This is a genomic window from Micromonospora sp. NPDC050784, from assembly GCF_044456765.1.
Lineage (GTDB): Bacteria > Actinomycetota > Actinomycetes > Mycobacteriales > Micromonosporaceae > Micromonospora > Micromonospora foliorum.
This window is the reverse complement of record NZ_JBITGG010000012.1, coordinates 61,050-87,464: the sequence shown is the minus strand read 5'-3', so window position 1 is coordinate 87,464 and position 26,415 is coordinate 61,050. Positions and strand designations below refer to the sequence as shown.

At 69.5% G+C, this 26,415-nt stretch carries 17 protein-coding genes; 11 read left to right on the top strand and 6 right to left on the bottom strand.

From position 1 onward, the window contains the following. The first annotated feature begins 47 nt into the window (after nt 1-47). The 3 genes from ACIBD9_RS18155 to ACIBD9_RS18145 are packed head-to-tail and all read left to right on the top strand — an operon-like array spanning nt 48 to nt 1,365. On the top strand, nt 48-395 hold the full coding sequence (locus ACIBD9_RS18155; RefSeq protein ID WP_387172757.1) for a PadR family transcriptional regulator: 348 nt from the start codon (nt 48-50) through the stop codon (nt 393-395). A gap of 8 nt (nt 396-403) precedes the next feature. Beyond that, entirely contained in the window at nt 404-1,222 is an 819-nt protein-coding gene (locus tag ACIBD9_RS18150; RefSeq protein ID WP_396719012.1) for a hypothetical protein, read from the top strand. After that, nucleotides 1,186-1,365: a hypothetical protein gene (locus ACIBD9_RS18145; RefSeq protein WP_396719010.1), complete on the top strand. Its 180-nt coding sequence runs from the start codon at nt 1,186-1,188 to the stop codon at nt 1,363-1,365. Before ACIBD9_RS18150 ends, ACIBD9_RS18145 begins: the two co-directional genes overlap by 37 nt. A gap of 616 nt (nt 1,366-1,981) precedes the next feature. Here ACIBD9_RS18145 and ACIBD9_RS18140 read toward each other — a convergent pair. Continuing rightward, nucleotides 1,982-2,782 (bottom strand): SDR family NAD(P)-dependent oxidoreductase, encoded by an 801-nt coding sequence (locus ACIBD9_RS18140; RefSeq protein ID WP_396719008.1) that lies wholly within the window; start codon nt 2,780-2,782, stop codon nt 1,982-1,984. An 81-nt stretch (nt 2,783-2,863) separates the two neighbouring features. Here ACIBD9_RS18140 and ACIBD9_RS18135 point away from each other — a divergent pair, with 81 nt between their 5' ends. Together ACIBD9_RS18135 and ACIBD9_RS18130 are read left to right on the top strand one after the other, a co-directional pair. Next, nucleotides 2,864-3,502, top strand: coding sequence for a TetR/AcrR family transcriptional regulator (locus ACIBD9_RS18135; RefSeq protein WP_396719006.1), 639 nt, complete (start codon nt 2,864-2,866; stop codon nt 3,500-3,502). Between the two features lie 299 nt (nt 3,503-3,801). Then, nucleotides 3,802-4,725 (top strand): alpha/beta fold hydrolase, encoded by a 924-nt coding sequence (locus tag ACIBD9_RS18130; RefSeq protein ID WP_396719004.1) that lies wholly within the window; start codon nt 3,802-3,804, stop codon nt 4,723-4,725. A 64-nt stretch (nt 4,726-4,789) separates the two neighbouring features. Here the strand turns inward: ACIBD9_RS18130 and ACIBD9_RS18125 are convergent, their stop codons facing one another. Continuing rightward, nucleotides 4,790-5,329 carry a DUF308 domain-containing protein gene (locus ACIBD9_RS18125; protein ID WP_396719002.1) on the bottom strand — a complete coding sequence of 180 codons (540 nt, stop codon included), beginning with the start codon at nt 5,327-5,329 and terminating at the stop codon, nt 4,790-4,792. A gap of 279 nt (nt 5,330-5,608) precedes the next feature. Between ACIBD9_RS18125 and ACIBD9_RS18120 the strand changes: the two genes are divergently transcribed. Further along, nucleotides 5,609-6,211 carry a VOC family protein gene (locus ACIBD9_RS18120; RefSeq protein ID WP_396719000.1) on the top strand — a complete coding sequence of 201 codons (603 nt, stop codon included), beginning with the start codon at nt 5,609-5,611 and terminating at the stop codon, nt 6,209-6,211. 110 nt (nt 6,212-6,321) lie between these two features. Beyond that, a complete protein-coding gene (locus ACIBD9_RS18115) occupies nt 6,322-9,045 on the top strand; it encodes an AAA family ATPase (protein WP_396718998.1) in 2,724 nt (907 codons plus the stop codon). A 155-nt stretch (nt 9,046-9,200) separates the two neighbouring features. Here the strand turns inward: ACIBD9_RS18115 and ACIBD9_RS18110 are convergent, their stop codons facing one another. Continuing rightward, nucleotides 9,201-9,584 (bottom strand): nuclear transport factor 2 family protein, encoded by a 384-nt coding sequence (locus ACIBD9_RS18110; RefSeq protein ID WP_396718996.1) that lies wholly within the window; start codon nt 9,582-9,584, stop codon nt 9,201-9,203. A gap of 110 nt (nt 9,585-9,694) precedes the next feature. Between ACIBD9_RS18110 and ACIBD9_RS18105 the strand changes: the two genes are divergently transcribed. Further along, nucleotides 9,695-10,636, top strand: coding sequence for an AraC family transcriptional regulator (locus ACIBD9_RS18105; protein ID WP_396718994.1), 942 nt, complete (start codon nt 9,695-9,697; stop codon nt 10,634-10,636). 179 nt (nt 10,637-10,815) lie between these two features. On the opposite strand, the gene ACIBD9_RS18100 is transcribed toward ACIBD9_RS18105, so the two are convergent. Continuing rightward, nucleotides 10,816-10,947: a hypothetical protein gene (locus tag ACIBD9_RS18100; RefSeq protein WP_396718992.1), complete on the bottom strand. Its 132-nt coding sequence runs from the start codon at nt 10,945-10,947 to the stop codon at nt 10,816-10,818. A gap of 171 nt (nt 10,948-11,118) precedes the next feature. On the opposite strand from ACIBD9_RS18100, the gene ACIBD9_RS18095 reads away from it, so the two are divergent. From ACIBD9_RS18095 to ACIBD9_RS18085, 3 genes are all read left to right on the top strand, one after another. Continuing rightward, nucleotides 11,119-12,048: a cation diffusion facilitator family transporter gene (locus ACIBD9_RS18095; RefSeq protein WP_396718990.1), complete on the top strand. Its 930-nt coding sequence runs from the start codon at nt 11,119-11,121 to the stop codon at nt 12,046-12,048. A 512-nt stretch (nt 12,049-12,560) separates the two neighbouring features. Further along, nucleotides 12,561-12,797 carry a hypothetical protein gene (locus tag ACIBD9_RS18090; RefSeq protein ID WP_396718988.1) on the top strand — a complete coding sequence of 79 codons (237 nt, stop codon included), beginning with the start codon at nt 12,561-12,563 and terminating at the stop codon, nt 12,795-12,797. Between the two features lie 666 nt (nt 12,798-13,463). Then, complete coding sequence (locus ACIBD9_RS18085) at nt 13,464-13,985, top strand: hypothetical protein (RefSeq protein ID WP_396718986.1); 522 nt, start codon at nt 13,464-13,466, stop codon at nt 13,983-13,985. A gap of 66 nt (nt 13,986-14,051) precedes the next feature. Here the strand turns inward: ACIBD9_RS18085 and ACIBD9_RS18080 are convergent, their stop codons facing one another. After that, nucleotides 14,052-14,735: a hypothetical protein gene (locus ACIBD9_RS18080; protein WP_396718985.1), complete on the bottom strand. Its 684-nt coding sequence runs from the start codon at nt 14,733-14,735 to the stop codon at nt 14,052-14,054. Between the two features lie 16 nt (nt 14,736-14,751). Further along, entirely contained in the window at nt 14,752-26,370 is an 11,619-nt protein-coding gene (locus ACIBD9_RS18075; protein ID WP_396718984.1) for a putative Ig domain-containing protein, read from the bottom strand. Nucleotides 26,371-26,415: the final 45 nt, after the last annotated feature.

The window sequence follows — 26,415 nt, the reverse complement described above, 5'->3', positions numbered from 1 at the left end:
CACGTGACATCATTGCTATATATATCGCGGTGCGGTATATATAGTTCATGGATATCAGTGAGCAGACGTTCCTGATCCTCTCCGCCCTCGCCGACCAACCCCGACACGGCTACGCCGTGGTGACGGAGGTCGACGAGATGACCGACGGCCGGATCCGGTTACGCGCTGGCACCCTCTACGGGGCCCTCGACCGCCTAGTCACCCAAGGGCTCATCGCCCCCGACCATGACGAGGTGGAGAAGGGCCGGCTGCGCCGTTTCTACAAACTGACCGACGCGGGGGCAGACGCCATCCGCGCCGAGAGCCGGCGGATGGCCGCCGCGGTCCGGCTCGCCGAGGAGCGCCTCAACAAGCGTGCCTCCCGCAACGCCCCGCGCCTTGGGACCATCGGATGAGCCCGGGCATGAGCCCTCTGGAACGACGATATCGACGGCTGCTGCGGCTGCTGCCAGCCACGCACCGCACCGCCCGCGGCGAAGAACTGCTCGGTCTGCTGCTGGACCTCGACGATGGCCGTCGACACCCGAGCCGACACGAGACACTCAACATCATCGCGCTGGCGATCCGGCTGCGACTTACGACGCCCGTCACCACCGCTGCCCTCACCACCGGACTCAGTGCCCTGCTGGTCGCCGCCGGCACCCAGCCCGCCGGTGGCACCCTGGACCTGTTCACCGGCGCCGTCCTCGCCGCCGACATGCCGGCCATCATCTCCAGTTGGCCGGCGTTGCTCGCACTCGGCCTGCTGCCCCTCGCACCGCTGATCGCCTGGCTGTGCGGCGCGACCCGGACCGCCCTCACCCTGCAAGCAATATTCCTGACCGTCACCGTTGGTTGGTTCGTCTTCGACGTGTCCAACGGCACCGGCATGGGCATCCACATCGGCCAACTGCTCTTCGCATTCGCCGTACCGGTCTCGATCCTCGTCCTGCTCGCGATCGCCGACCGCGAGCGGTGGACCGCGCCCCGGCCGCGCCTGTTCTGGTGGGCCCTCGTCCCGCTCGGCATCCTCGCCTGGAAAGGCACCGGAGAGTGGGGACGCCACGGCGTCTACGTTCTCGACGCCGTGCCGACGGTCATCGGGATCCTCACCGCCGCCACCGCCGCTGTCGCCGCCGCCTTCGCGGTCCGCCGCCACCGGCCCGCCGTCATCATCGGCGTCGGACTCACCGGATTCCTCGCCGGATGGCTCATCCCGACACGCTGCTCTCCAACACGGTGATGCAGCACTTCGACGGTCAGCCGCTACCACTGGCAATCCTCATCACGGTGATCGCTGCCACCATGACTGGCATCAATCACCTTGCCCGGCGCCACAAACCCGAGGTGCGGTCGCTACCACCCGACGAACCCGTGATCCGCTGAACACCAGCTCTGGTCAGACGGAACCGTTGCCGAACCGGGCGGTCGGCGAGGTCGGCGTGCTGGTCGCGTACCACGCCAAGCTCAGCGACAGCCCGACGCCCGGAAGCTCGGGGCAGCATCGCTATATCCTCGGCCGTGATCGGACAGTGCGTCTCTTCGATGCGGTACGTCATGCGGGCGCCTCGGCGGCAGACGGAGGTGGGCAAGGGCGCCAGACGGCTTCGACGCGTGGTCGCCGAGCACGCGGAGCGGGCTGGGATCGGACGGGTCGTTCGGCTGCACCGGCAACACCGGAACGCGGTTCGCGTTCGTTGGTCCGACTGTGACGGACGCTGATGTCGATCGATGGCATGGCGAGTTGGACCGGTTGCATGCGCGGATCGGGCCTCGGTTTCGGCGGGCGGAGCCGCGACTGCGGGCGCGTCAGCACCTGTGTGGGCTGGTCTCGGGGCTGGGGGCTCCGGCTGTGGTTCCCGACGGCCGCGCGACGACCCGGGCGGACGGCTGCGGGCCTGGCCGGTACCGGCCAGGCCCGCAGCATCAACCAGGTGCCGCATGGACGTCTGGTAACACCCGCCAGCGCTACCCCACGGGGTGGCGGCGATGGGTTTGAGGCTCAGGTGACGTTGCGGATGGCGCCGCCGTCGACGCGGATGTTGGCACCACTGATGTAACCGGCCAGCGGGCTGGCGAGGAAGGCGACCGCCGTGGCGATCTCCTCCGGCCGACCAAGTCGGTCGATGTCGTTGGGCACCAATGCGTCCGTCGCGTCCTGCTCGATCTGCTCCCAGGTCTCGCCCCAGCCCCGCTCGGGAGCAATCTCGATCAGCAGGTCCTTGACGGCCTCGACGAGGATCGCTCCGGGCGCGACGATGTTGGACGTCACGCCTGTGCCCTTCAGTTCCCGGGCGAGCGATACCGCCAGGTTGTGTCGAGCGGCGAGGGTGGCGTTGTACCGCGGGTGCTGGAACAACGGCTGGGTCGCGAGACCGCCACCAATGGTGATGACGCGCCCCCAGCCACGCTCGCGCATGGAGGGCACCAGTCGCTGGATCATCCGTACGCCGGAGATGACGTTGCCCTCGTAGGTCTCGCGCCAGGAGTCCGGCGTGGCGTCCGTCCAAGAAAGGTGCTTGTAAGCGCCCGCGTTGTTGACCAGGATGTCGACCGGGCCTCCGGCTAGAGCCGCTGTGGCTACCGCGTCCGCACCCTCGTCCGTGGTGAGATCCCCGAGCGCGATGTCGGCTTTCCCGCCGTCTGCCCGGATCGCCTCGGCCACCGCCGTGGCGCGCTTCTCGCTCCGTCCGTGGACGACCACCTGGGCACCTTCGGCGGCGAGCAGTCGCGCCATGGCCTCACCGAGCCCGGAGCTTGAGCCGGTCACCAGGGCACGCTTGCCGGTCAGTTGCAGGTCCATCAGACTCTCCTCTTCTTTCGCTCAGGCTGGTATGTCTACGACTGTAGACAGGGCCGAACGAAGTAGTCTACACTCGTAGACGTGACGGCAGACACAGACGGATCCGGCGACCGTCCTCGGCGGCGCGATGCCAGCGCTACCCGCGAAGCGATCCTGAACTCAGCGATAGAGGCGTTCACGCGCCTGGGCTATGACGGCGCCGGCGTACGCGAGGTCGCCGGGGGCGCCGGAGTGACCGCAATGCTGGTCAACCGCTACTTCGGCTCCAAGGAACAGCTGTTCGCCGAGGCGGTCGACCGCTCGTTCGCTCCGCGAACCGTCGTCAGCGACGACCCGAGCGAGCTGAGCGCAGAGACGGCGACCAGGCTCGCTGCGCGGACCTCACCAGACGCAGACGACCTGGACCCGTTCCTGCTGATGCTGCGATCCGCAGCCAATCCACGAGCCGCCGAGATCATCCGTGCGGGCATCGAAAAGCACGTCGGAAGGCGCCTGACCGATACCCTGCCCGGGCCGGATGCCGCCCCACGTGCGGAACTGCTTCTCTCCCTGATCGCCGGAGTGTGGCTGATGCGAAAGATCATCGCGACCCCGGCCCTCGCCGGCATGGATCAAGGCGCTCTCGTCCAACAACTGCACGATCTGATGCAGGTCCTCGTCAACGCCCCACCGGCCAGCAGCGGCGGCGACGCGGCACCCGATTCGACCAACTCGCGCTGAGGCTGCACGGGCTTGGCGTCGACTGAGTCGACCGTTGAGACACCCGCGGCCCAGTGCGCATCACCGATCCGGTCCGTGGTGACTGCGCCTCGTCGGGGCACTGGCCAGCATTGGTAGTGAGCGAGTGGTGCATTGCGGGCGAGCTTGACGGGCAGCGAGGCGACCTCCGGCGCATCGTACCCACCTCGTTCTCGGCTCCAGCAGCCTTGCGCAAACCTCGAACGACGCCGGTCGCGAGAACTTAGCCTTCATGCGCCGACTGGCACACCGCTGCGGCGGTTCAGCAGGAGGAGTAGCAGATGGCGGGGACCAGCGCGAAGGCGGGATCGACGGCGTCCTTCGACGATGTGAAACAGGTCGACGCCGGCGTACTCAACGTTGGCTACGTTGATGCGGGCCCGTCCGACGGTGCTGTGGTGCTGCTTCTGCACGGCTGGCCGTACGACATCCACAGCTTTGTGGAGGTCGTGCCCCTGCTGACCGACGCCGGCTACCGGGTCATCGTGCCGCACCTGCGGGGCTACGGCACGACGCGCTTCCGCTCCGGCGACGCGATGCGCAACGGCCAACCGGCGGCCATGGCCGCCGACGCCCTCGCGCTCATGGACGCCCTCAACGTGGAGAAGGCGAAGCTGGCCGGATTCGACTGGGGCGCCCGGACCGCCGACATCGTGGCCGCGCTGTGGCCCGAGCGGTGCGACGGCCTGGTCTCGGTGAGCGGTTATCTGGTCGCCGGCCAGGAATCGGGGAAGACGCCGTTGCCCCCGAAGGCCGAACTCGCCTGGTGGTACCAGTACTACTTCGCCACCGAACGCGGCCGGGAAGGGTACGACAAGAACCGGCACGACTTTGCCAAACTGATCTGGCAGACGGCCTCCCCCAAGTGGACGTTCGACGACGCGACATTCGAGCGCAGCGCCGCCTCGTTCGACAACCCCGATCACGTCGACATCGTGGTGCACAACTACCGCTGGCGACTGGCCCTCGCCGAAGGCGAACCCCAGTACGACGAGGTCGAGCAACGGCTGGCCGGGAAACCGAAAATCACGGTGCCCACGATCAGCCTCGAAGGCGACGCCAACGGCGCACCCCACGTGGACCCCAGCGTCTACGCCAAGCAGTTCACCGGCCCGTACGAACACCGGACCATCAGCGGCGGCATCGGGCACAACCTGCCGCAGGAGGCGCCCCAGGCCTTCGCCGACGCGGTGCTGCAAGTCTGAGCAGCCCCCATACCGGAAGCAATCCCGGACTACAGGGCTCCACCACGACGGCGTCGATAGTCGATCAGGCCCGAACGGTCCGCTGGCGGAGCCGCCAGGCCAGGGTCGCGGCCTGCAGGACGAAGAAGACGCCGCCGGCCGCGGTGTAGAGGATCAGCATGCTGAGGCTCGGTTCCGCGCCGAGGGCGGCGGGCAGGTACGTCGCACCGGCGATGACCGAGAGAGCGCCCGCGATCAGCATCGGCCACTGGCGGCCGAGTTCCGGGCTGTTGCGGCGGACGGCGACGGTGAACTGAGCCACGCCGGAGACGATCGCCCAGACGCCGAACGTGAAGAGCACGGCGCCGACCCCGCTGACGGCTGCCAGCCCGAGGGCGAGCGCCGCGACGGCGCTGAGCGTGGTGTTGAAGATCTGTAGCTGACGGGCCGGGGTGCCGGGATCCTCGCGGGCGTCGAGCAGCGAGGCCACCACGTCAATGAGTGGGTAGGCGATCAGAAGAACGACGGCAGTGGCGGTGAGCGAGTCGCCGACGGCCGAGAATCCGGCGGCCCAGCCGATCGCGACGAGGCCACGGACGAGGTAGATGCGAAGGAGGGGAGACATCCGAGGGTCAGCTTTCTGCCGGTCTTGGCGGTTACCCGGACGACTCTCCCGGCCACGCCGTTCGACGGCCCCAGGGAGACACCCTGGCGCAGGCACTGGCCTCCGATCGGCCCGCGTTCCCCACCCGGAGCGAGATCTGGCTGCACCTGTTCGACGCGCTGGGCCGGTGAGGCCCAGGGCACCTGCCAGGGATTCTCCCTGGGGCGACACCCGAGTCCGGTGCGCAACGGTGAGGACCGGACGCCGAACGGCGTCCCGCGCGGCGGAGGAGTGAAGATCGTGGACTTCAAGCTCGAGGTCATCGTCCTGCCGGTCTCGGACGTGGACCGGGCCAGGGACTTCTACCAGAACATCGGCTTCCGGCAGGACGTGGACTATATCGCCCCGGACGGCTTCCGCGTCGTGCACTTCACCCCGCCCGGCTCGGCTTCCTCCCTGATCATCGGGGAGGGAGTGTCCGACGCCGCACCGGGATCGGTGCAGGGCGTACACCTCGTGGTGGACGACGTCGTCGCCGCCCGGGCGGAGCTGGTCGCCCGTGGGATCGAGGTGAGCGAGGTCTTCCACGACGCCGGTGGCGTGTTCCACCACGCCGGTACCCGCGACCGGGTGACCGGCCCACAGCCTGATCGGCGGTCGTACAGCTCGTTCGCGTCGTTCAGCGACCCGGACGGCAACGGCTTCGTGCTCCAGGAGGTCACCGCACGCCACCCGGGACGTGTCACCCACGTCGTCTACGGCTCGGTGCCTGAGGTGGAACAGGCTCTGCGTGACGCCGCTGTGGCGCACGGCCGGCACGAGGCCGTGCTCGGTCACGAGGACCCGGACTGGCCGAGCTGGTACGCCGACCACATGGCGCGGGCCGCCGGCCTCGGCTCCTGACTCCGGCACGGCCCCTCGCGCTGTCGGCGGGTGCGGGACCGCAGCCTTGAGCAGGCCGTACGCGGGGTTGGTGATCTCAGTCGGTGTACTGTCCGTCGGGGAGGGGTGACGTGCCGGGTAACACCGACAATTTCGTGTTGCGGGGGCGGCGGCGCGAGCGGGAGACGCTCGACCGGCTGCTGCGCGACGTCCGTGCCGGACACAGCCGGGTGCTGGTGCTCCGCGGCGAGGCGGGTGCCGGTAAGACCGCACTACTGGACTACCTGAGCGAGAACGCTTCCGCCGGTCGGGTGACCCGGGCCGCCGGGGTGGAGCCGGAGTCCGAGATCGCGTACTCGGCACTGCAGCAACTCTGCGCACCGCTGCTCGGTCACCTCGACGCGTTGCCGCAGCCGCAACGAGTCGCCCTCGCCACCGCCTTCGGGCTGAGCCCCGGCGACCCGCCGGAAGGGCTGCTCATCGGCCTCGCCGTGCTCGGTCTGCTCGCGGAGGCCGCGTCGGAACGGCCACTGGTCTGCATCGTGGACGACGTGCAGTGGATGGACCGGATGTCGGAGGTCATCCTCACCTTCGTCGCCCGCCGGCTGGACGAGGAGTCGATCGCGCTGGTCTTCGCCTCCCGCAGCCCGGGGGACGAACAGATCCTCGGCAGCCTGCCGGAACTGCGCGTCGACGGGTTGCCGGCCGCGGAGGCGCGGGCGCTGTTGGACTCGGTGTTGTCCGGGCCGGTCGACAACCGGGTCCGCGAACGGATCGTCGCCGAGACGCGCGGCAACCCGCTCGCACTGCTCGAACTGCCGCGCGGCCTGACACCGGCGCAGCTGGCGTTCGGCTTCGGCGGACAGGCCGCGACGCCCTTGGTGAACCGGATGGAAGAGGGCTTTCAACGACGCATCGCCGCGCTTCCGGCGAACACCCGCCGGCTCCTGCTCGCCGCAGCGGTCGAGCCGGTGGGTGACGTGACCTTGCTGTGGCGCGCCCTCGATCGGTTGCGGGTCGGGCCCGACGCCGCCGCGCCGGCCGAGGCTGCCGGGCTCGTCGAGTTCGGGGCCCGGGTACGGTTTCGTCACCCGCTGGTGCGGTCGGCCGCCTGGCGGTCGGCCGAGGCCGCGGAGCTGCGTGAGGTGCACCGTGCGCTGGCTGAGGCGACCGACCCGGAGCAGGATCCCGACCGCCGCGCCTGGCACCGGGCGCACGCCGCCCTCGGCCCGGACGAGGAGGTCGCCGGTGAACTGGAGCGTTCGGCCGGCCGTGCGCTCGCCAGGGGCGGCCGGTCCGCCGCTGCGTCCTTCCTTGAGCGCGCCGCCGAGCTGACCCCGGACCCGAAGTCGCGTGCCGCACGCGCGTTGGGCGCCGCGCGGGCCCGACTGGAGGCCGGGGAGCTCAATCAGGTGCCGGATCTGCTGGCGGCGGCCGAGTCGGGTCCACTGGAACCGTTGCAGCAGGCCGGGGTGGAGCGTCTGCGGGCGCAAGCCGCCTTCGCGCTCAACCCCGGCAGGGCCGCCGGGCCGCCACTGCTCGCGGCTGCTCGCCGCCTTGAAGAACTCGATCTCCGTGCGGCGCGGATGACGTACCTCTCGGCGGTGGGCGCCGCCGTGCACGCCGGCCGCCTCGGGGGCGGTGACCTGCGCCGGGCGGCCGAAGCCGCCCGCGGCGTGCCGGCCGGCGGCGAGCCCGCTGGCCTGTTCCTGACCGGCCTCACGGCGTGGACCCTAGACGGGTACGTGCCCGCCGTGCCGCACCTCCGCCGGGCCCTCGACACGATGACGGCGGACGAGAATCTGCACCTGCTCTGGCTGGCCGGGCCGGTCGCGCACGAGGTGTGGGACGACGCGGCCTGGTATCGGCTCACCGAACAGGCGGTCCGCTTCGCCCGTACCACCGGAGGGCTGTCGCTGCTCCCCACTGCCTTGACCTTCCGCGCAGGCGCCCTGGTGTTCGCCGGGCGCTTCGCCGACGCGTCCGACCTGCTCGACGAGGCCGATGGCCTCGCCCAGGCCACCGGGATGGCGCCGCATCCGTCCGCATCGCTCACCCTGGCCGCGCACCGGGGCCGGGAGTTGCCCGCGATGGAGCTGATCGACGCGACCATCAAGGACGCCGAGGCGCGCGGCGAGGGTCGCCTGCTCGGCCTGGCCGGCTACGCCAGGGCGGTGCTGTCCAACGGGCTCGGCCAGTATCCGGCCGCGCTGGAAGCCGCACGTCAGGCTACCGAGTACGAAGACCTAGCCGTCTTCAACTGGACGCTCGGCGAGCTGGTCGAGGCCGCCGTACGAGTCGGGGACGCCGACGTGGCCGCCGAGGCCCGCGAGCGTCTTGCGCAGCGGGTCGGCGCATCCGGCACCGACTGGGCACTCGGCGCCGGGGCCCTCGCCGACGCCCTGGCAGGACCGTCTGGGCAGGCCGAGGACCGGTACCGCGAGGCGATCGAGCGGCTGGCCCCGGGCCAGCTCACTCTGCAACTAGCCCGGGCCCGACTGCTGTACGGCGAGTGGCTGCGCCGGGAGAACCGCCGCGCCGATGCCCGGACCCAGTTGCGCGCCGCTCATGGGGCGTTCGCCACGATGGGTGCGGAGGCATTCGCCGAGCGGGCCAGCCGGGAACTTCTCGCCACCGGCGAGACCGTCCGCAAGCGGACGGTTGGCGTACCTGTCGAGCTCACTCCACAAGAGGCGCAGATCGCGCGACTCGCCGTGGCGGGGCGGACCAACCCGGAGATCGGAGCCGCGCTGTTCCTCAGCCCGCGGACGGTCGAGTGGCACCTGCGCAAGGTCTTCACCAAGGTGGGCATCGGGTCGCGCAGGGAGTTGGCGGCGGCCCTGCGCGACCGCTGACCGCGGGAATCCTAAAGTGCCGCCCACACGCCCGTCGATATTGTTCGACGGGCGTGTGAGCGGCCAACCCGCCGAGCAAGAGCTCATTCTGGGCGCGGTAGTGCGGATCGCGGCAGAATACCTACTACTGTTGGCGCACGCTCGATGGACCGCGCTCAGTCGAGCGGTCGGTTGTATTCGTGAAAGCCCACGACCTTGCCGTTTCGGACCATGACGTGAATGCAGTGCCGGGCCGCGTACGGCTCGTTGAAGAAGACACCCCGAGCCCAGTCCTCGAAGACGACGCGATCCTCCGCGACGGTCTTGGAAATCACCTCGACCTTGTCGAACCGGCTGGCACCGGGCGTGAACACGCTGAAGAACCCGACCAGTTTCTCCCGCCCCTCGGCCCCGGTGAAGTGCCCGGTCTGCGGGGCCGGGAGGATCACGTCCACCTCATCGTCAAACAGGTCGAAGAAGCTCTCCCACGAACCCGTCTGGAATCCCTGGACCAGGGCGTCATACGCCTTGTCGGCGATCACCCGAACATCGTCGCTCATCGTCTATTCCCTTCGGGCTGTTCTTTGCCAGATCCAAGATTAGCTTCTAGGGTTGCCCGAAATGCATGCGAGAAACGCCAGAATTGTTTCGCGATAGTCCCGGAGTCGAAATGGATCCCCTGTCCCATGTGCTGGCCCTATCGAACATCGAAGGTGCCGTCTGCGCCGAGCTGCGAGCCGGCGGTGAGTGGGCGATCTCCTACCGCGGTCAGATGCACGTGAAGTTCGGAGTGGTACTTTCCGGAGCCTGTTGGCTCACCGTGGCGACCGTGAAGGCACCGCTGCACCTGCGGCAGGGCGACTGCTATCTGGTGGTCGGCGGTCAGGACTATCAGCTCGCCAGCACTCCGGGGATCACCGCCGTGCGTTCGGAGGAGGTCTGGACGTCGGCCGAGGACCTCGGCTACTGCGGCAACGGCCATGACACCACCCTGGTCGGCGGGCGCCTGCATTTCGACCGCGCCAACGGCGAGCTGCTGATCAACGCACTTCCGCCGGTCGTACACCTCGCCGCCGACGCGGACACCACCGGCGTGCTTCGGGCGACGATTCAACTCCTGACGTACGAGATGGCCGCGCCCCGGCCGGGACAGACGCTCATGCTCGACCATCTGGCGCGCATCATCCTGCTGCACGGGCTGCGCGCTCATCTGACCGCCAGCACCGTTGGACCTCCCGGTGAGCGGGCGTACGCGGCGGCGCTGATCGATCCCGGGGTGGACGCGGCCCTGACGATGATGCACGACGACGTCGCGCGCACCTGGTCCGTCGACGAGCTCGCGAGAACGGCGCGGATGTCACGCTCGGGCTTCGCGGAGAAATTCAAGGCGGCCGTCGGGGAGAGCCCTGGCAGGTACCTGCTGAGCCTGCGCATGCACACGGCCAAGCAAATCCTGCTGAAGTCCGACCGGACAGTCTCCTCGGTCGCCGCCGAGTTGGGATACCGCTCGGAGGCCGCCTTCAGCACCGCCTTCAAGCGGGTGATGGGAGCGCCCCCTCGGGACTACCGGGCCTCCCGTGCCGCCGTTGACATCGGTCCTGCGGGCCACTGAACGCAGCCGGGCAGCCGCGCAGCCGCGCAGATCGCCGATCCACTTGTCGCGTGCAACCAGCCGCCCCTGACCCGCCGCATTCCGGCAAGCCGAACACCCACCCAGGATTCCCGCAGCATTGGCCTGCCTTTTATGCCCGATCAACGGACCCCCCGAGCAGATGTTCGCTGGCACTGACCTCACGTCGTTGGGTTGACCGCGCCGAAGCTGTCCGTGGCCAGCTCGCCGAACCAGCGGCGATGGCGGCCGAACACCTCGCGGACCGTCAGCCCGGCGGCAGCGGCCACCCCGGGCGACAGCCCTGGTGTCAAGCCGGGCAGGCACCTGGTCGCGCCTAACCCGACTCACGTTTGTCGGTCACCGCGTTCAGCTGCGAAGGGTGAGATCGTTGGCGAAGCTCAGCCGGCGGCAGGTGGTCCGGGGCACCGCGTGTGCCTGTCGGTTTGTCCGCCCGGCCGACACCCGGCCCATAGCCTGGCTTTATGACCGAATCGGACGCGCAGTCGCAGAGCGTCCGCACGGTGATCGTGGCTGGTCTCGTCAACGTCGCTGTCGCAGCGGCCAAAGTGGTTGCGGGTCTGCTCTCGGGTTCGGCGGCCGTGCTGTCGGAGGCCGCGCATTCGTTCGCCGATACCACGACCGAGGTACTGCTGTTCGTGGCGCTGCGTCGCGGCCGCCGCCGGGCCGACCCCGGGCGCCCTTTCGGCTACGGGCGGGAAAGCTACATCTGGGCCCTCCTCGCCGCGGTCTTCACCTTCGTCAGCGGTGCCGGCTTCTCCATCACCCACGGCGTGCACGTCATCGCATCGACCAAGGAGACTGGAGACTACTTCGTCTCGTACGCGGTACTGGTCGTCTCCTTCGTCCTGGAGTCGGTGTCCCTGCTGCGGACGGTGCAGCAGGTACGGCGCCGGGCCAAGCGCTGGGACATCAGTGCAGCTAGGGTCCTGCGGCGCACGCCCAACACTGCCATCAAGGCGTTGTTCCTGGAGGACAGCGCAGCCCTGATCGGCCTGGGGATCGCCGGCGCAGGCCTGGGGCTCGCGCAGCTGACCGGTGACCCGGCTTGGGATGGCATAGCATCGGTCGCCATCGGTGTACTGCTCCTCGTGGTGGCCACTGTTCTGGCCAGCAACAACCTCGCTCTGCTCGTCGGCCGGTCAGCAAGGGAGCCAGTTCAGGACGAGATTCGCCGGGAATTGTCCGCCCTGCCATACGTGCAAGGCATCGTGGAGCTGCTGACCCTGCAGCTCGGTCCCGACGACATTCTCGTTGTCGCGAAGGTCAACTTTGCCGACCACGTCATGGCCGCCGACGTTGAGGGCGTGGCCGACGAGGCCAGACGACGGCTCACCGCGCGTAACCCGGCGATCCGATTCGTCTTCCTCAACCCGACCGGCGCCGGCTCCTAACCCTCTCTATACCCACGGATCGCCCGACGCATCGAGCAACAGTTCCTCCTCGGACCAGCGGTGTGTGACCGGGAGGCGGTCGGGCGACGATACGATCTCGGCGCGCTTCAGGAACCGGTCTGGGCGTGCGCTGCGGTACTACGAATGCCTGGGCCTGCTCCCCTATCCCAGGCAGCCCGCGCAGCCGACCTTTCAATCTCCCACACGAGCGCACCGCCATGATGGGATGCCACATCGAGCGCTGACAGTGCCTCCGGGGCGGGCGTGCCCGGTTAGTGCCCGCGACAGGTAGGCGGTTTTGGTCTGTCCTCACCGTCGTCATGTGATGGGCGGAGCGACCAGCGGGCTCAAGCCGCACGACGGCCGTCGAAGGCGTTGTCCGGCGGCACGACAGCTCCATCACGTGCATCAGGAAAGGGTCGTCCGCCACCACCTGCAGCGGTTCCGAATGCGCTCGTCGCGCCTGCGGAACCTGCCGCATGAACCGGTAACCGATCCCGAGGACCCCACCGATGCCAATCACCACAGCGTACGACCAGGCACCGTCACCGCCGGTCAGCTCGCCGAATTGGTTCGCCAGGAACCCGACGAACGTGGCCATGGCCAAACCGGTGACCGCGGCCACGGCGCGCAGGTCAGGAACCAGCGCCGCCGCCACAAGGGACGCGGCGATCATCGCCGTCCAGCCGATCGCGACGCTGACGCCCGTCGGCGTCCGCCGCGCGCTCCTTGTTCTCCACATTTTGTGATCCACCGCCATGGCAAACCTCCGGCGACCGTACCGACTCGCACGTCGAGTCCACCTGACGCCATCTCAGTCCGCCGGCCTGCCATCGTCGACGCCTTTCACGCACCCGTTACGACCACGGATCGATTCTTGACACGGCCACAACGGCAGCCACTTCGCCACCCAGATTCTCCGAGGTAGGAACAGCTCAAATCCGAAGCGCCGGGAAGCTGGTCGGCGTGAGGCTTGAATGACGAAAACCGACGGCGGCGGTCCTCACCGCTCGGACACATCGCACCCTGCGTGTGGCCTACGCAGTCATGCGAGCCGCTTGATGCCGGTGCCAAGACACGCGGTGGGATGTGCTCGTCGTTCAAAGGACGGCTCCCGACCGGGGGTGAAAGGAACGACGGCGGCCAGCTTGACGTGGCGCACCCCGGCGGGTTTGAACGAGCCCACCGTAGGGGGGCGGACGACAGGTGCGGTCCAGACGGGGCAGTGGGCTGCCTGACCGTAAGTGGGGGCATCGTCGGCAGGGGCGCGGCTCCGGGCGCGACCGGGTCGGGGTCTCCATTATGTCCACTTTGTGAGTGCGCGAGGTTCGCGGCCGTTAGGCTCGGTGCGAGGAGACGCAGCTGACTGGGACGTGATGACGGGAACAACAATGCGTAGGTCCTTCGAATTGACCGTGGCAATCGGAGCGGCGTGTCTGGTGGTCTGTCCCACGCACGCCCGGGCCGACAGCACCGGCGACGTCACGGCCACCGTCGTCGTCGCCGGCGGTGAACTCTCCATCATCGTGCCGGCGAGCGCAGATCTCGGGCACGGGTCGCCCGACGAGGGCATCTCCGGTCAGCTCGGCACGGTCACCGTCGTCGACGATCGCGCGCAGCTCGCGGCGACCTGGGTGGCGACCGTGACAGCGACTGACTTCACCACCGGTGGCGGGACGCCGGAAGAGACGATCCCGGCCAGCACGATCGACTACTGGTCGGGGCCAGCTACGCAGGATGTCGGCACGGGTGTCCTCGTACCGGGTCAGCCCACCGCGGCCGAGGCGGTGCCACTCGCCACGGAACCGACCGCGTTCAGCAGGACCACCGGTGACGGACTGAACAGCGCCAGCTGGAACCCGACCCTGATCTTTGAGCTGTCACCGTCCACGGTGGTTGGCGTCTACCGCGGAACCGTGACCCACTCGGTCGCCTGATCGGCGCCGTACGCCGAGCGCCGGCCCGGCAACCGCCTCTCGGCGGCCGCCGGGGCGCGGGCTCACTCAGTCCAGACTGACCGCGCCGGCCATTCGGTCGGTGCTCTCGGTCGGTCGGGACGCCGAGTGGGCGTGCGCGGGCGCAACCCGGCGTCGGCGGCGGCGAAGCAGGACGATCGCGCCCAGGCCGACGATGAGCAGCGCCACCGCCGCACCTGCGGACCAGAGCCAGGAGGTGCCGGAGTCCTCGGCGGCCGGGGCGACAGCGCCGGCCGGGAGCAGATCGGAGTGGGTCGCGCAGACGAGTGGCTTCTTGCCGCCCTTGGCGGTGGCACACGCGACCGTGGCGAGTCGCAGCAGATCCTTTGGCGTCTCACCGACCCGGGCCACAGTGGTGAAGGTGGACTCCTGATCCACGGTCAGATCGGTGTCCCAGGTGACCGCGCCGTCCCGAGCCTTGCCTCCGCGGTCGGCGGAGACAAGGGTCAACCCGGTCGGCAGGCTCTGCGAGACCTTGATGTCGGCCACTTTGGTGGTGCCGAGATTGCGGACGGTGAGCCGGTATGTCAGCTCGTCGCCGACGGCGACCTCGGTCCGGCCGTCGTCCACCGTGATGCTGAGGAGCGGGCCGGGCGGCGAGGCCGACGCGGACGGCTTCGGCGTCGGGGCCGCCGCCTGCGCCGGGGCGACCGCTGGCCCGGCCAGCACCCAGGCGGCCAGTGTGGTCGCCAGGACAGGGATCCTTCGCATGATGCTCCTCAAGCTGTTACTCGGTAATCGCCACGTATTCCAACGTGGTGGAGTACTCGTCGGCTACGACTGCGGGAATGCTGACCTCGTAGTCGTTGCCAATCGCGTCCCCGCCGGGCGCCGACGGCCCGGGCTGGCGGTGCACCACCACCGGCGTCACATCGGAGAGTTCGCGGAAGACGCTGGTACCGCTCTCCCGTACCCGCAGGTTCTCGATCGGGATCGTGTACGGATTCTCGGGATTCGCCCCAACCAGTTCGGGCGCCAGCCCGCGCACTGTCACGGCGTATCCGGTGGGGCTGTTGGTGGTGACGGTCATCGTGACCGCCTCTGGCTGACCGACCACCTGCTGAGGCCGACCGGTCAGGGTGAACCCGGCCGGCAGGCCGGACAACGTGATCGACTGCGCGGCCACGACGACCGTCGCCGTGCATGCTGCGCCGCCCCCACCCGCCGGGCAGGTGTTACCGAGGGTGGTGGAGGCCACGGTGTTGACCAGGCTCCCGTCGCCGGACACCGGTTGGTTGACGGTGGCGCTGTAGGTGATCGCGGCGGTGGCGCCGACCGGCAGGTCACCGGTCCAGGTGAGCACCGGGGCGGTGTAGGACAGCACGCCCGTGGTGGTCACGGCGTCGCCGGCGTAGACGGCGTCGTCGAGGACGTCGGCGAGCGAGTCGGTGACCGTGGCGCCACGGTAGGGCGACTGCCCACTGTTGGTGATCAGCACCGAATACTGCACCGTGCCACCCGCGACGACGCTGCCGGTGTTCGCGGTCTTGGTGATGGTCAGCTCCGGGATCAGGATCGCGACCGTGGCGGTGCACGCCGGTGACCCCGGACAGTCCGCGCCCACCGTGCTGGAGCTGACCGTGTTGGCGAGACTCCGGTCGCCGGTGCTCGGGAAGTTCACCGTGACCGAGTAGGTGATCACCGCAACCGCCGCGACCGGGAGGTCACCGGTCCAGGTCAGTACCGGCGCCGCGTACGAGACAACCCCGGAGCTGGCGGTGGCGTCGGCGTTGTAGGCGGCGTCGTCGAGCACACCGACGAGTGAGTCCGCGAGGGTCGCACCGGTGTACGGCGACTGCCCGGTGTTGGTGACCGTGATCGTGTAGGTGACCGTGCCGCCGGCGGTGACGGTGGCAGTATCCGCCGTCTTGGTGATGCCCAGCCCGGGGATGAGGATGGCGACGCGGACGCTGCACCGCGGGTCGATGCTGCCCACCGCACAGTTGTTGGCCGCCGCGTCGGAGGTGACCGTGTTGGCGAGGGTGCGCCCGGCCGTCTGGTCACCGCTGACCGTGACGGTGTAGGTGATCGTCACGGCGGTGCCGGTTGGCAGGTCACCGCGCCAGGTGAGCACCGGTGCCGCGTAGGAGACCACCCCGGAACTGGCGACGGCGTCGGCGTTGTAGACCGCGTCGGCGAGCAGGCCGGCGAGCGAGTCGGTGATCGTGGTGTCGACGTAGTCGGTCTCGCCGGTGTTCGTGGCGCTGATGGTGTACGTGACGGTGCCACCCGGCGTGATGGTGGGGTTGTCGGCGGTCTTGTCGATGACGAGGCCGGGCAGCAGCACGGCCACGCTCACGGTGCACCCGGGTCCGGGTGCGACGGTCGAGCAGTTGCTGCCGGGCGCGTCGGTGGTGATGGTGCTGGCCAGCGTCCGGTTACCGGTGTCCGGGTCGTTGACCGTGACCGTGCCGGTGATCACGATGACACCACCGACCGGGATGTCGCCGATCCAGGTCACGGCGGCGCCGACCACGGTCAACGTACCGGAGCTGGCGACCTGGTCCCCGTTGGGCCGGGCGTCGTCGAAGACGTTCGCGGCGTTGGTCACCACCCGGATGCCGACGTACGGTGTCGGGCCGGTGTTGGTGAAGGTGGCGGTGAACCGGACGACGCTGCCGGGCGTGGTGGTGGCCACGTCGGCGACGTTGGTGATGCTGAGCGCCGGGATGAGGACGGCGACGGTGACCGTGCAGTCCGGGTCGGTCCCCCCGGCCGGGCAGTTGCTGCCCGGCGTCGTGGAGGTGACCGCGTTGGTCATGCTTCGGTCGCCGTCGGAGGGGTCGTGCACCGCTACCGAGTAGGTGATCACGGCGCTGCCGCCGACGGCGAGGTCACCGGTCCAGGTCAGCGTCGGCGCGACGTACGACACCACGCCGCCGGTGGTGACCGCGTCGTTGTTGTAGGTGGCGTCGTCGAGCACGGCAGCGAGACTGTCACTCAGGGTGGCCCCGGTGTAGTCGGTCTGGCCGATGTTGGTGACGGTGATGGTGTAGCCCACCGTGCCACCCGGGGTGGTGGTGCCGACGTTGGCGTGTTTGTCGATGCTCAGGGCCGGCAGCAACACCTGAATTGTCGCCGTGCAGGCCGAATCCGAACCTCCCGGCGGGCAGTTACTGCCGGCGGCGGTGGAGCTGACCGTGTTGACCAGGACCCGCCCGCCGGTCTGGGGATCGTCGGCGGTGATGGTGTAGGTGATGGTCACCGACCCGTCGATCGCCAGGTCACCGGTCCAGGTGAGGAGCGGCGCGCTGTAGGAGACGCCACCCGCGCTGGCGACCGCGTCACCGTTGTAGGTGGCGTCGTCGAGCAGGCCGGCAAGACTGTCGGTGACGGTGGCCCCTGTGTACGGGGTCTCACCGACGTTGGTGACGGTGATCGTGTAAGCGACGACGCCGCCGGGGACGGTGGTGGCGCGATCGGCGGTCTTCAGCACGCTGAGCGCCGGGATGAGGATGGTGACCGTCGCCGTGCACGCCGGGTCGGTGCCGCCCGCCGGGCAGTTGTTACCGGGAGCGGTCGAGTTGACCACCGAGGTCATGATCCGGTTGCCCGGGTCGGGGTTGCGGACCGTGAACGAGCGGGTGATGGTGACCGAGGCGCCCACCGGCAGGTCACCGGTCCACCGGATCGAGGACGTGTTGGGCACCAGAACCACGGTGCCGGTCGAGGACGCGGCGTCGCCGTTGTACGTGGCGTCGTCGACCGCGCCGGCGAAGTTGGTCGTGATCTCGATCGCGGTCAGCGGGGTCGTCCCGGTGTTGGTGGCCGTGGTGGTGAACCCGACCGTGCCGCCTGGCACCGAGGTGGGCGCGTTCGCCGCGTTGACGATGCGGAGCACCGAAACCGTCACGGTGGCCGTACAGGCCGGGTTGGTGCTGCCGACGACGCAACTGCTGCCAACGGCCGCGGAGCTGACCCGGCTGGTCAGGAGCCGATCACCGGCGTCCGGCGCGGCAACCGTTACGGAGTAGGTGATCGTGGCCGTCGCCCCGGGTGCGAGGGTGCCCGTCCAGAGCAGGTTAGGGCTGGTGAAGGTGACCGCGCCGGTGGTCGCCACGGCATCACCGTTGTAGGTCGCGTCGTCCAGCAGCCCGGCCAGCGCATTGGTCACCGTGACGCCGGTCTGCGCGGTCTGTCCGGTGTTGACGATGGAGATGGTGTACCCCACCTGCGCACCGGGCGTCGTGCTGGCCGTACCGGCGGTGATGGTGATGCCCAGGCCGGGCGTGAGCACGGGTACCAGCACCGAGCAGTCCGGGTTGGAGCTGGCCGGTGGGCACGTGCTGCCAGGCTCCGTCGAGGAGACGGCGTTCACCATCGTCTTGTCACCCGGATCGGGGCTGAGGACCGTCATCGTGTACGAGATGACCGCGCTCTGCCCCGCCGGAAGGTCACCGGTCCAGGTCAGCGTGGGCGCCGCGTACGACACGCTGCCCGCGGTGGTGGTGGCGTCGTTGCCGAAGGTCGCGTCGTCGAGTGCGCCGGTCATGTCGTCGGTGACCACGGCGCCCAGGTACGGGGCGGTTCCGGTGTTGCGGACGGTGATGGTGTAGCCGACCGTGCTGCCCGGTGTCGTCACCGGCGTGTCGGCGACCTTGACGATGCTGAGCGCCGGCACCAGCACGTCGACCCGGACGGTGCAGCGCGGATCGGTGCCGCCGACCGGGCAGTTGTTCCCCTGGATCGCCGAACTGGCCGTACTTGTGATGATCTTGTCGCCCGGGTCTGGATTCCGGACCAGGAAGGTGCTGGCGATGGTCACCACGCCGCCGACCGGCAGGTCACCGATCCACGCGAGACCGGCCGGGCCGACCACGAGGGCGCCGGAGGTGACGGTGTCGCCGGTCGGCACGGCGTCGTCGAGCAGGTCGGCGCCACCCAGGTTGACGGAGGCGCCGAAGTAGGCGGTGCCGCCGTCGTTGGTGATGGTGGTGGTGAGGACGACCGTGCCGCCGGGCAGCACGGTGGCCCTGTCGGCGGTGTTCTGAATGGTCACCTGGGAGACGGTGACCCGCGCGGTGCACCGCGGGTCGACGCTGCCAGCGGAACAGTTGTTGTTCCCGGCACTGGAGACCACCGTGTCGACCATCAGGTTGTCACCGCTGACCGGCTGCACCGTCACGGTGTAGGTGATGGTCACCGACCCGGCTGCCGGCACGTTGCCGGTCCAGGTGAGCACCGGAGCGGTGTAGCTGATGGTGCCCATCCCGCCGGCCGAGGCGTCGTTGTTGTAGACGGCGTTGTCGAGCACGTCGGCCAACGAGTCATCGAAGGTCGCCCCGACGTACGGAGTGAGCCCGGAGTTCGACACCACCACCGTGTACGTGACCACCGAACCGACGGCGGCCGAGGCCACGTCCGCGGTCTTGGTGAACGCCAATTGGGTTTCGTCAACGACCGCGACGGTGACGGTGCACCGGGGGTCGACGCCGCCCACCGGACAGTTGGCTCCGGCCGCGGCGGAGCTGGCGACGTTGACCAGCGCGTCGTCACCGACCGCGGGATTGGCGACGGTCACGGTGTAGGTGATCGTGACGGTGGCACCGACGGCCAGGTTGCCGGTCCAGGTGAGCACCGGCGCGGTGTAGGAGACCGTACCAGCCGTGGCGCTCGCGTCCGCGTTGTAGGCCGCGTCGTCGAGGACGCCGGTCAGGTCGTCGGCGACGCTGGTCGCGGTGTACGGAGTCTGCCCGCTGTTGGTGATGGTCAGCGTGTAGGCCACCGTGCTGCCCGGCGACGTCGTCGTGGCGCTCGCGGATTTGGCGACGGTCAGCGCAGGGGTCAGGACCGACACACTCGAGGTGCACCCCGGCGCCGTCGTCGTCGCGCTGCAGGAACTGCCGACAGCGGTGGACTGCAGGGTGTTGAGCATGATCTTGTTGCCTGGGTCGGGCGAGCGCACCACCACCGAGTAGGTGATCGTGACGATCGCTCCGACCGCCAGGTCACCACTCCAGGTGAGGGTGGTGCCGGCCAAGGCCACGGTGCCTGCGCTGGCGACCGCGTCACCGTTGTAGATCGCGTCGTCCAGCACCGCAGCCAGCGGATTGGCCACGCTGATCGCGGTGTACGGCGCGGTACCGGAGTTGGTGATCGTCACGGTGTAACCGACGGTCTGCCCCGGAGCGGCGGTCGCCGTGTCCGCGACGACGTCCAGCGCGAGACCCGGTATCAGCACGGTCACGCTGATCGAGCATCGTGGGTCGGAACCTCCTGGGGGGCAGTTGTTGCCCGGGGCAGCCGACACCGACGTGGCGGTGAGCGACGGGTCGCCCAGGTAGGGGTTGAACACGGTGATGCTGCCGCTCAGGGTGACGGTCGCGCCGACCGGGATGTCACCGGTCCAGACCGCGCCGGTCGGACCGAGGGTCAGCGTGCCGGAGGATGCGGTCTGGTCGCCGTTGCCGGTGACGTTGGTGCCCAGGCCGGTGGCGTCGAAGGCGACACTGATGTTCTGGTAGGGGACCTGGCCGGTGTTGGTGTAGGTAGCGTTGATCCGGACCACGCCGCCCGGTGTGGTGGTGGCGACGTCGGTGGTGCTGACGATCAGGAGCCGGGCCACCGGCACACTGACGGTGCATCGGGCGTCGCTGCCGCCGACGGTGGGACAGTTGCTGCCCACCGCCGTCGAGCTGACCCGGTTGGTGAGGATCAGGTCACCGGCGACCGGGTCGTTGACCGTCACCGAGTAGGTGATCGTCACCGAGGCTCCGAGGGCCAGAGCTCCGGTCCAGGTCAGATCGGGGCTGACGTAACCGACCGTGCCGGCCGAGGCCACCGCGTCGTTGTTGTAGCCCGCGTCGTCGAGCACTCCGGCCAGGGCGTCGGTGACGGTCACCGTCGGGTACGCGGTCTCCCCGGTGTTGCTGATGGTGACGGTGTATCCGACGGTCGCGCCCGGCGCGGTGGTCGGCACGCTGGGCGCCTTGGTGATGGTGAGGGCCGGTACCCGCACCAGCACGGTGGCGGTGCATCGCGCGTCGCTGCTGCCGGTCGGGCAGTTGCTGCCCGGGGTGCTGGAGACCACCCGGTTGACCAGCGACTGATCGCCCGGATCGGGGTCGAGGATCGTCATCGAGTAGGTGATGGTGGCGGTGGCGCCGAGGCCCAGTGCGCCCACCCAGCTCAGGTTGGGAGAGGTGTAGCTGACCGTGCCGGACGTGGCGGTGGCGTCACCGTTGAAGGTGGCGTCGTTGAGCGGGTTGGCCAGCGAGTCGATGAAGTCCGCCGCCGCGTACGCCGTCTCGCCGGTGTTCGTCACGGTGATCGTGTAGGTCACCACGCCGCCCGGGACGGTGGAGGCGGTGTTCGCGGTCTTGACGATGGTCAGACCAGGCAGCAACACGGTAACCGTCGCCGTGCAGGACGCGGCGGGCGTACCGGGCGGACAGTTGTTGCCGACCGCCGTCGAGCTGAGAGTCGAGGTCAGCACCCGGGAGCCGGCGTCGGGGACCTGGATGGTCACCGAGAATCGGACGGTGACGGTCGCACCCACCGCGAGCGCGCCGGTCCAGGTCAGCACCGATCCGGTGACACCGACGGTTCCGCTGTCGGCCGTGGCGTCACCGTTGTAGACGGCGTCGTCGAGCACGTCGGCCAGCGGGTTGGTGACGCTGGTCGTCAGCGGGTAGGCCGTCTCCCCGGTGTTCGCGATGGTGATCGTGTAGCCGATGGTGTCGCCGGGTGTGGCGGTGGCCGCGCTCGGGGTGTTGGTCAGGGTCAGCCCGGGCAGCAGGACGGGGACCGTCACCGAGCAGCGGGCGTCCGCGCTGCCGGAAGCGCAGTTGGCGCCCGGCGTCGCGGAGACCAGCTTGTTGGCCATCGACCGGTCGCCGGTCGCGGGATTGTTGACGGTCACCGAGTACGTGATCGTGGCGGACGCGCCGACGGCGAGGTCACCGCTCCAGGAGAGGGTCGGGCTGGTGTAGCTGACGGTCCCGGAGGTGGCGGCGGCGTTGCCGTCGTACACCGCGTCGTCGAGCAACCCGGCCAGCGAGTCGGTGAAGTTCGCCCCCAGGTAGGCCGACTGGCCGGTGTTGGTCACGACGATCTGGTAGGTCACCGTCGAGCCCGGCGTCGTGCTCGGCACGCTCGCCGTCTTGAGCAGCGTCAGCCCGGGGATGAGGATGGTCACTGACGCGGTACACCGCGAGTCGATGCTGCCGGGGGCGCAGTTGTTGCCGACCGCCGAGGACGAGACCACGCTGGTCAGGACCGGATCGCCGGTGGTCGCCGCGCTGACCGTCACGCTGAATGTCACGGTCACCGTCGCGCCGACCGCGAGGTCACCGGTCCAGGTCAGGATGGGGCTGGTGTACGAGAGTGCACCCGCGGTGGTGGTCGCGTCATTGTTGTACGTGGCCCGGCCGAGCACCCCGGCCAGCGAGGTGGCGACACTGATGTCCGTGTACGCGGTCTGCCCGCTGTTGGTGATGGTGACCGTGTAGCCGACGGTGGAGTTGGGTGTCGTGCTCGAACTGCTCGCGGTGTTGGTCAGGACCAGGCCGGGCACCAGCACGGTGACCGTCGCGGTACAGCGGGTGTCGTTGGCGCCGGCCGGGCAGTTGCTGCCCAGGCTGCCGGAGCTGACGGTGTTGGTCACGACTTTGTCGCCGGGGTCCGGCGCGCGCACGGTCATCGTGTAGGTGATGGTGGCGCTGGCACCGACCGCCAGGCCGCCGGTCCAGGTCAGGTTCGGCGAGCTGAAGGAGGCCGACCCGGTCGTTGCCGCCGCGTCGTTGTTGTAGACCGCGTCGTCGAGCACCGCGCCCATCGCGTCGGTGAAGGTGGCGGCCGGGTAGGCGGCCTGCCCTGTGTTGGTGACCGCGATGGTGTAGCTGACCACGTCGCCGGGTGTCGCGGTGGTCCTGTTCGCCGTCTTGACGATGGTGAGCGCGGAGACCGGGACGGTGGCCGTGCACCGGGCGTCGAGGCTGCCAGCCGTGCAGTTGGTGCCGAGCGTGGGCGAGGTGACCGTGTTGGTCAACACCAGGTCACCGGTTGGCGGGCTGGCCACGGTGACCGAGTAGCTGATGGTCACGGCCGCGCCGGCGGCCAGGTTCCCGGTCCAGCTCAGGGTCGGGTTGACGAACGATACGGTTCCCGAGGTGGCGGTCGCGTCGGCGTTGTAGACCGCGTCGTCGAGCACACCGCCGAGTGGATCGGTGATCGTGACGCCGTTGAGGGCCACCGAGGCGGTGTTGGTTACGCTGATCGTGTAGTTCACCGTTCCGCCGGCCGCCACGGTGTTCACGTTCGAGGTCTTCACCACGACGAGCGGCCCGGTGGTGATCACCAAGGTGACCGGTTGGGTCGCCTCCTGACCGGCGGCGTCGACCACGCGCACCGTGAAACTGGAACTGCCGGCGGCGGTCGGGGTGCCGGAGAGCAGGCCGGTGCTCGCGTTGAGGGTCAGCCCCGGCGGCAGGCTGCCCGCACTCACCGACCAGACGAATGGTGCCGTACCGCCGTTGACGGTGAGCTGGGTGCTGTACGGGACACCCACCTGGCCGGGCGGAGGCGGCGGGAAGGCCAGCGTCGGTGACGCGGTGATGCCGAGGGAGACCGTCCGGGTGGCGGCCTGGCCGAAGGAATCAACCACCCGGACGGTGAAGGAGAAGTTTCCGGCGGTGGTAGGGGTGCCGGAGAGCAGACCGGTGCTCGGGTTCAGGGTCACACCGGGCGGCAGGCTGCCCGCGCTCACCGACCAGGCGAACGGGCCGGTGCCGCCGTTCACCGTGAGCTGGCTGCTGTAGGCGATGCCGACCTGCCCCTGCGGCGGTGGCGGGAAGGTCAGCGTCGGCAGGGGCGCGATGACGATGCTCAGCGCCTGAGTGGCCGCCTGGCTGCTGGCGTCGACCACCCGGACGGTGAAGGAGAAGGTCCCGGCCGTGGTGGGGGTGCCGGAAAGCAGACCGGTGCTCGCGTTGATGGTCACCCCGGGCGGCAGGCTGCCCGCGCTGATGGACCAGGCAAATGGCGCCGTACCGCCGTTCACGGTTAGCTGGTTGCTGTAGGGGACGCTGACCTCGCCGGCGGGCGGCGCGGGGTTGGTGAGGCTGGGCGACTGGTTCGGGATGACCGGCGCGGACTGCGCCGAGGGCGGTCCGGCGCCGCCCGCGTTGCGGGCCGTCACGGTGAACGTGTACGCGGTGCCCGGGGTCAGCCCCGTCACCGTCTGGGTGGTCGCCGCACTGGCGAAGGTCTGTGGGGTCTGCGCCACCCCACCGATGTACGGGGTGATCACATAGGAGGTGATCGGGCTGCTGTTGGCGTTGGGGGCGGTCCAGGTCAGCGTGGCCGACGAGTCACCGGCGCTGGCCGCCGTGATGGTCGGAGCACCGGGCACCGCGTACGGCACCACCGCGTTGGACGCCGGACTCGTCGCGCTGGTGCCAAGCGAGTTGACCGCCGCGACGGTGAACGTGTAGCTCGCGCCGACCGTCAGCCCAGAGATCACCCGGCTGGTGGTGGACGCGTCGTACGTGATCGGGGTCTGCGCCACCCCGTTGCGGATCGGGGTGACGATGTAGCTGGTGATCGGGCTTCCGTTGCTCGCCGGCGCCGTCCAGTTCACCGTGGCGCTGGCCAGGCCGGCGGTCGCGGTCGGCGCGGTCGGGGTGGCCGGCACGTCGGTGTAGACGTAAGTGGCCGCTGCGGCGACACCACGGGTGACCACTGTGACGTTCACCGTGGCGGCGCTACTGCGCGCGGGCATGGACGAGATGCTCAACGTCCCGTCGCCGTTCACCGTGAAGCAGCCGGGCGCCGGGCCGGACGGGCAGGGCAGCAGGGTGACCGGCGTGCCGGCCTGCTGCTGAGCCGTGGTGCCGATCTCGATGGCGGTCGCCCCGGCGATGTTCGTCCCGCCGACCGTCACCGCGACGCCCCCGGCGATCGTGCTCGACGCCGGCGAGACGGTGATCCCGCTGGGCGTCGTCGGCGGCGTGCCCACGACCGTGGTGGTCGAGATGCCGGGGTTGGCGTCGATGGACGAGGCGGTGACCGTGGACTGGGTCTGGATGATCGCGGGCGTGACGTTGGACCCGGTGACGATGCCGACCACCGAGATCGGTGGCAGCGACGTCCCGTTGGCGAACGGGCCGTTGCTGTTGGTGCAGGTGATGCTCTGCCCGGACGGGGCTGCGCAGACCCACCCGCTGCCGAAGGCACCAACCGGCACCACACCCGTCGGCGTGGTCGCGGTCACCGAGATCGGGGCCGTCTCGTTGGAGCCAACCGCGACCGAGGGAACGACCGTGTAGTTGACCGGGTCACCGGGCTGCGGGTTCGGACCGGTGTAACTGGTCTGCGTGACGTCCAGGTCAGGCACCGGGTTGAAGGTCACCACTTTGGCGTTGTCGACCTCGTGCGTGTCCACCACCGACCCGGTGGACGCCACCCAGCCGAAGGCGAGCTGGCGCGGGATGCCGTTGCTGTTCAGCATGGTCGGCGAGGTGTAGAGGCCGGCTGGGACCACTGGCAGCGGGCCTTCCAGGACCCGCGAGACGCTCGCGCCGACGGGCCTGAACACCACCATGTACCGCCCGGACGCCACCACCAGACCGGAGGCGGTGGTGAATGACGAGGTGGTCGGGTTGATCACGACCTCGACCGGTACGACCGAGGCCGCGCGCGTGGCCGCGCGCAGTGGGACCGGCGGCGACGTGGCGTTGGTGGCGGTGCTGTTCAGGCCGCAGTAGCCGACCGTGCCCCTGCCCGGTCCCCGGACCACCACCTGCCCAGGGATTCTGGGGACGGTGATGAAGGACGGGTCGGTGCAGCCGCTGCCCTCGTAGTTGGTGGTGCTGTAGTTGCCGTAGGCGTCGAATCCGATGCCCAGATACCCATTGGCCAGACCGGCCAGGTTCCTGGTGCCGCTGTAGCCGAGACCTCCGCCGGACTGGCCGATGGTTGCGGGCGCAGTCGGGCTGGCGGGATCGACCGCGGCGAGGACCAGGGCCATACCGTCGGCCCCGAAGGATCCGCTGCCGTACTGGTAGAGGTTGAAGGTGATGTCCAGACCGGACGCGGTCGGCACGCTGGTCGCGCCGAAGAGTCCTCCGGTCTTGCTGGTGGTCGCGTCGGTGAGGCGCAGCTTGCCGCTACCGGGCGGGTCGGCCGCCGCCGGGCAGCTGCGCGGTGCCCCGACGCTGGTGTTGCCGGAGGCGGTCAGGCAGGCGACGTTCGTGCCGGGGATTCCGGTGGGGAGGGCAGGCAGGACGACGCTCCCCAGGCCGTCCGGGGTGTTGTTGTGGAAGGGCTGGTCGAACAGGACGGTGCCGGCCGCCTCGGCGACGACCGGGTTGAGTATGGCGACCAGAGTGGCCAGCAGGGTACCCACGACGCCAACTGCGGTTCGGCGTCGGACCTCCCGGCGACCGAACAG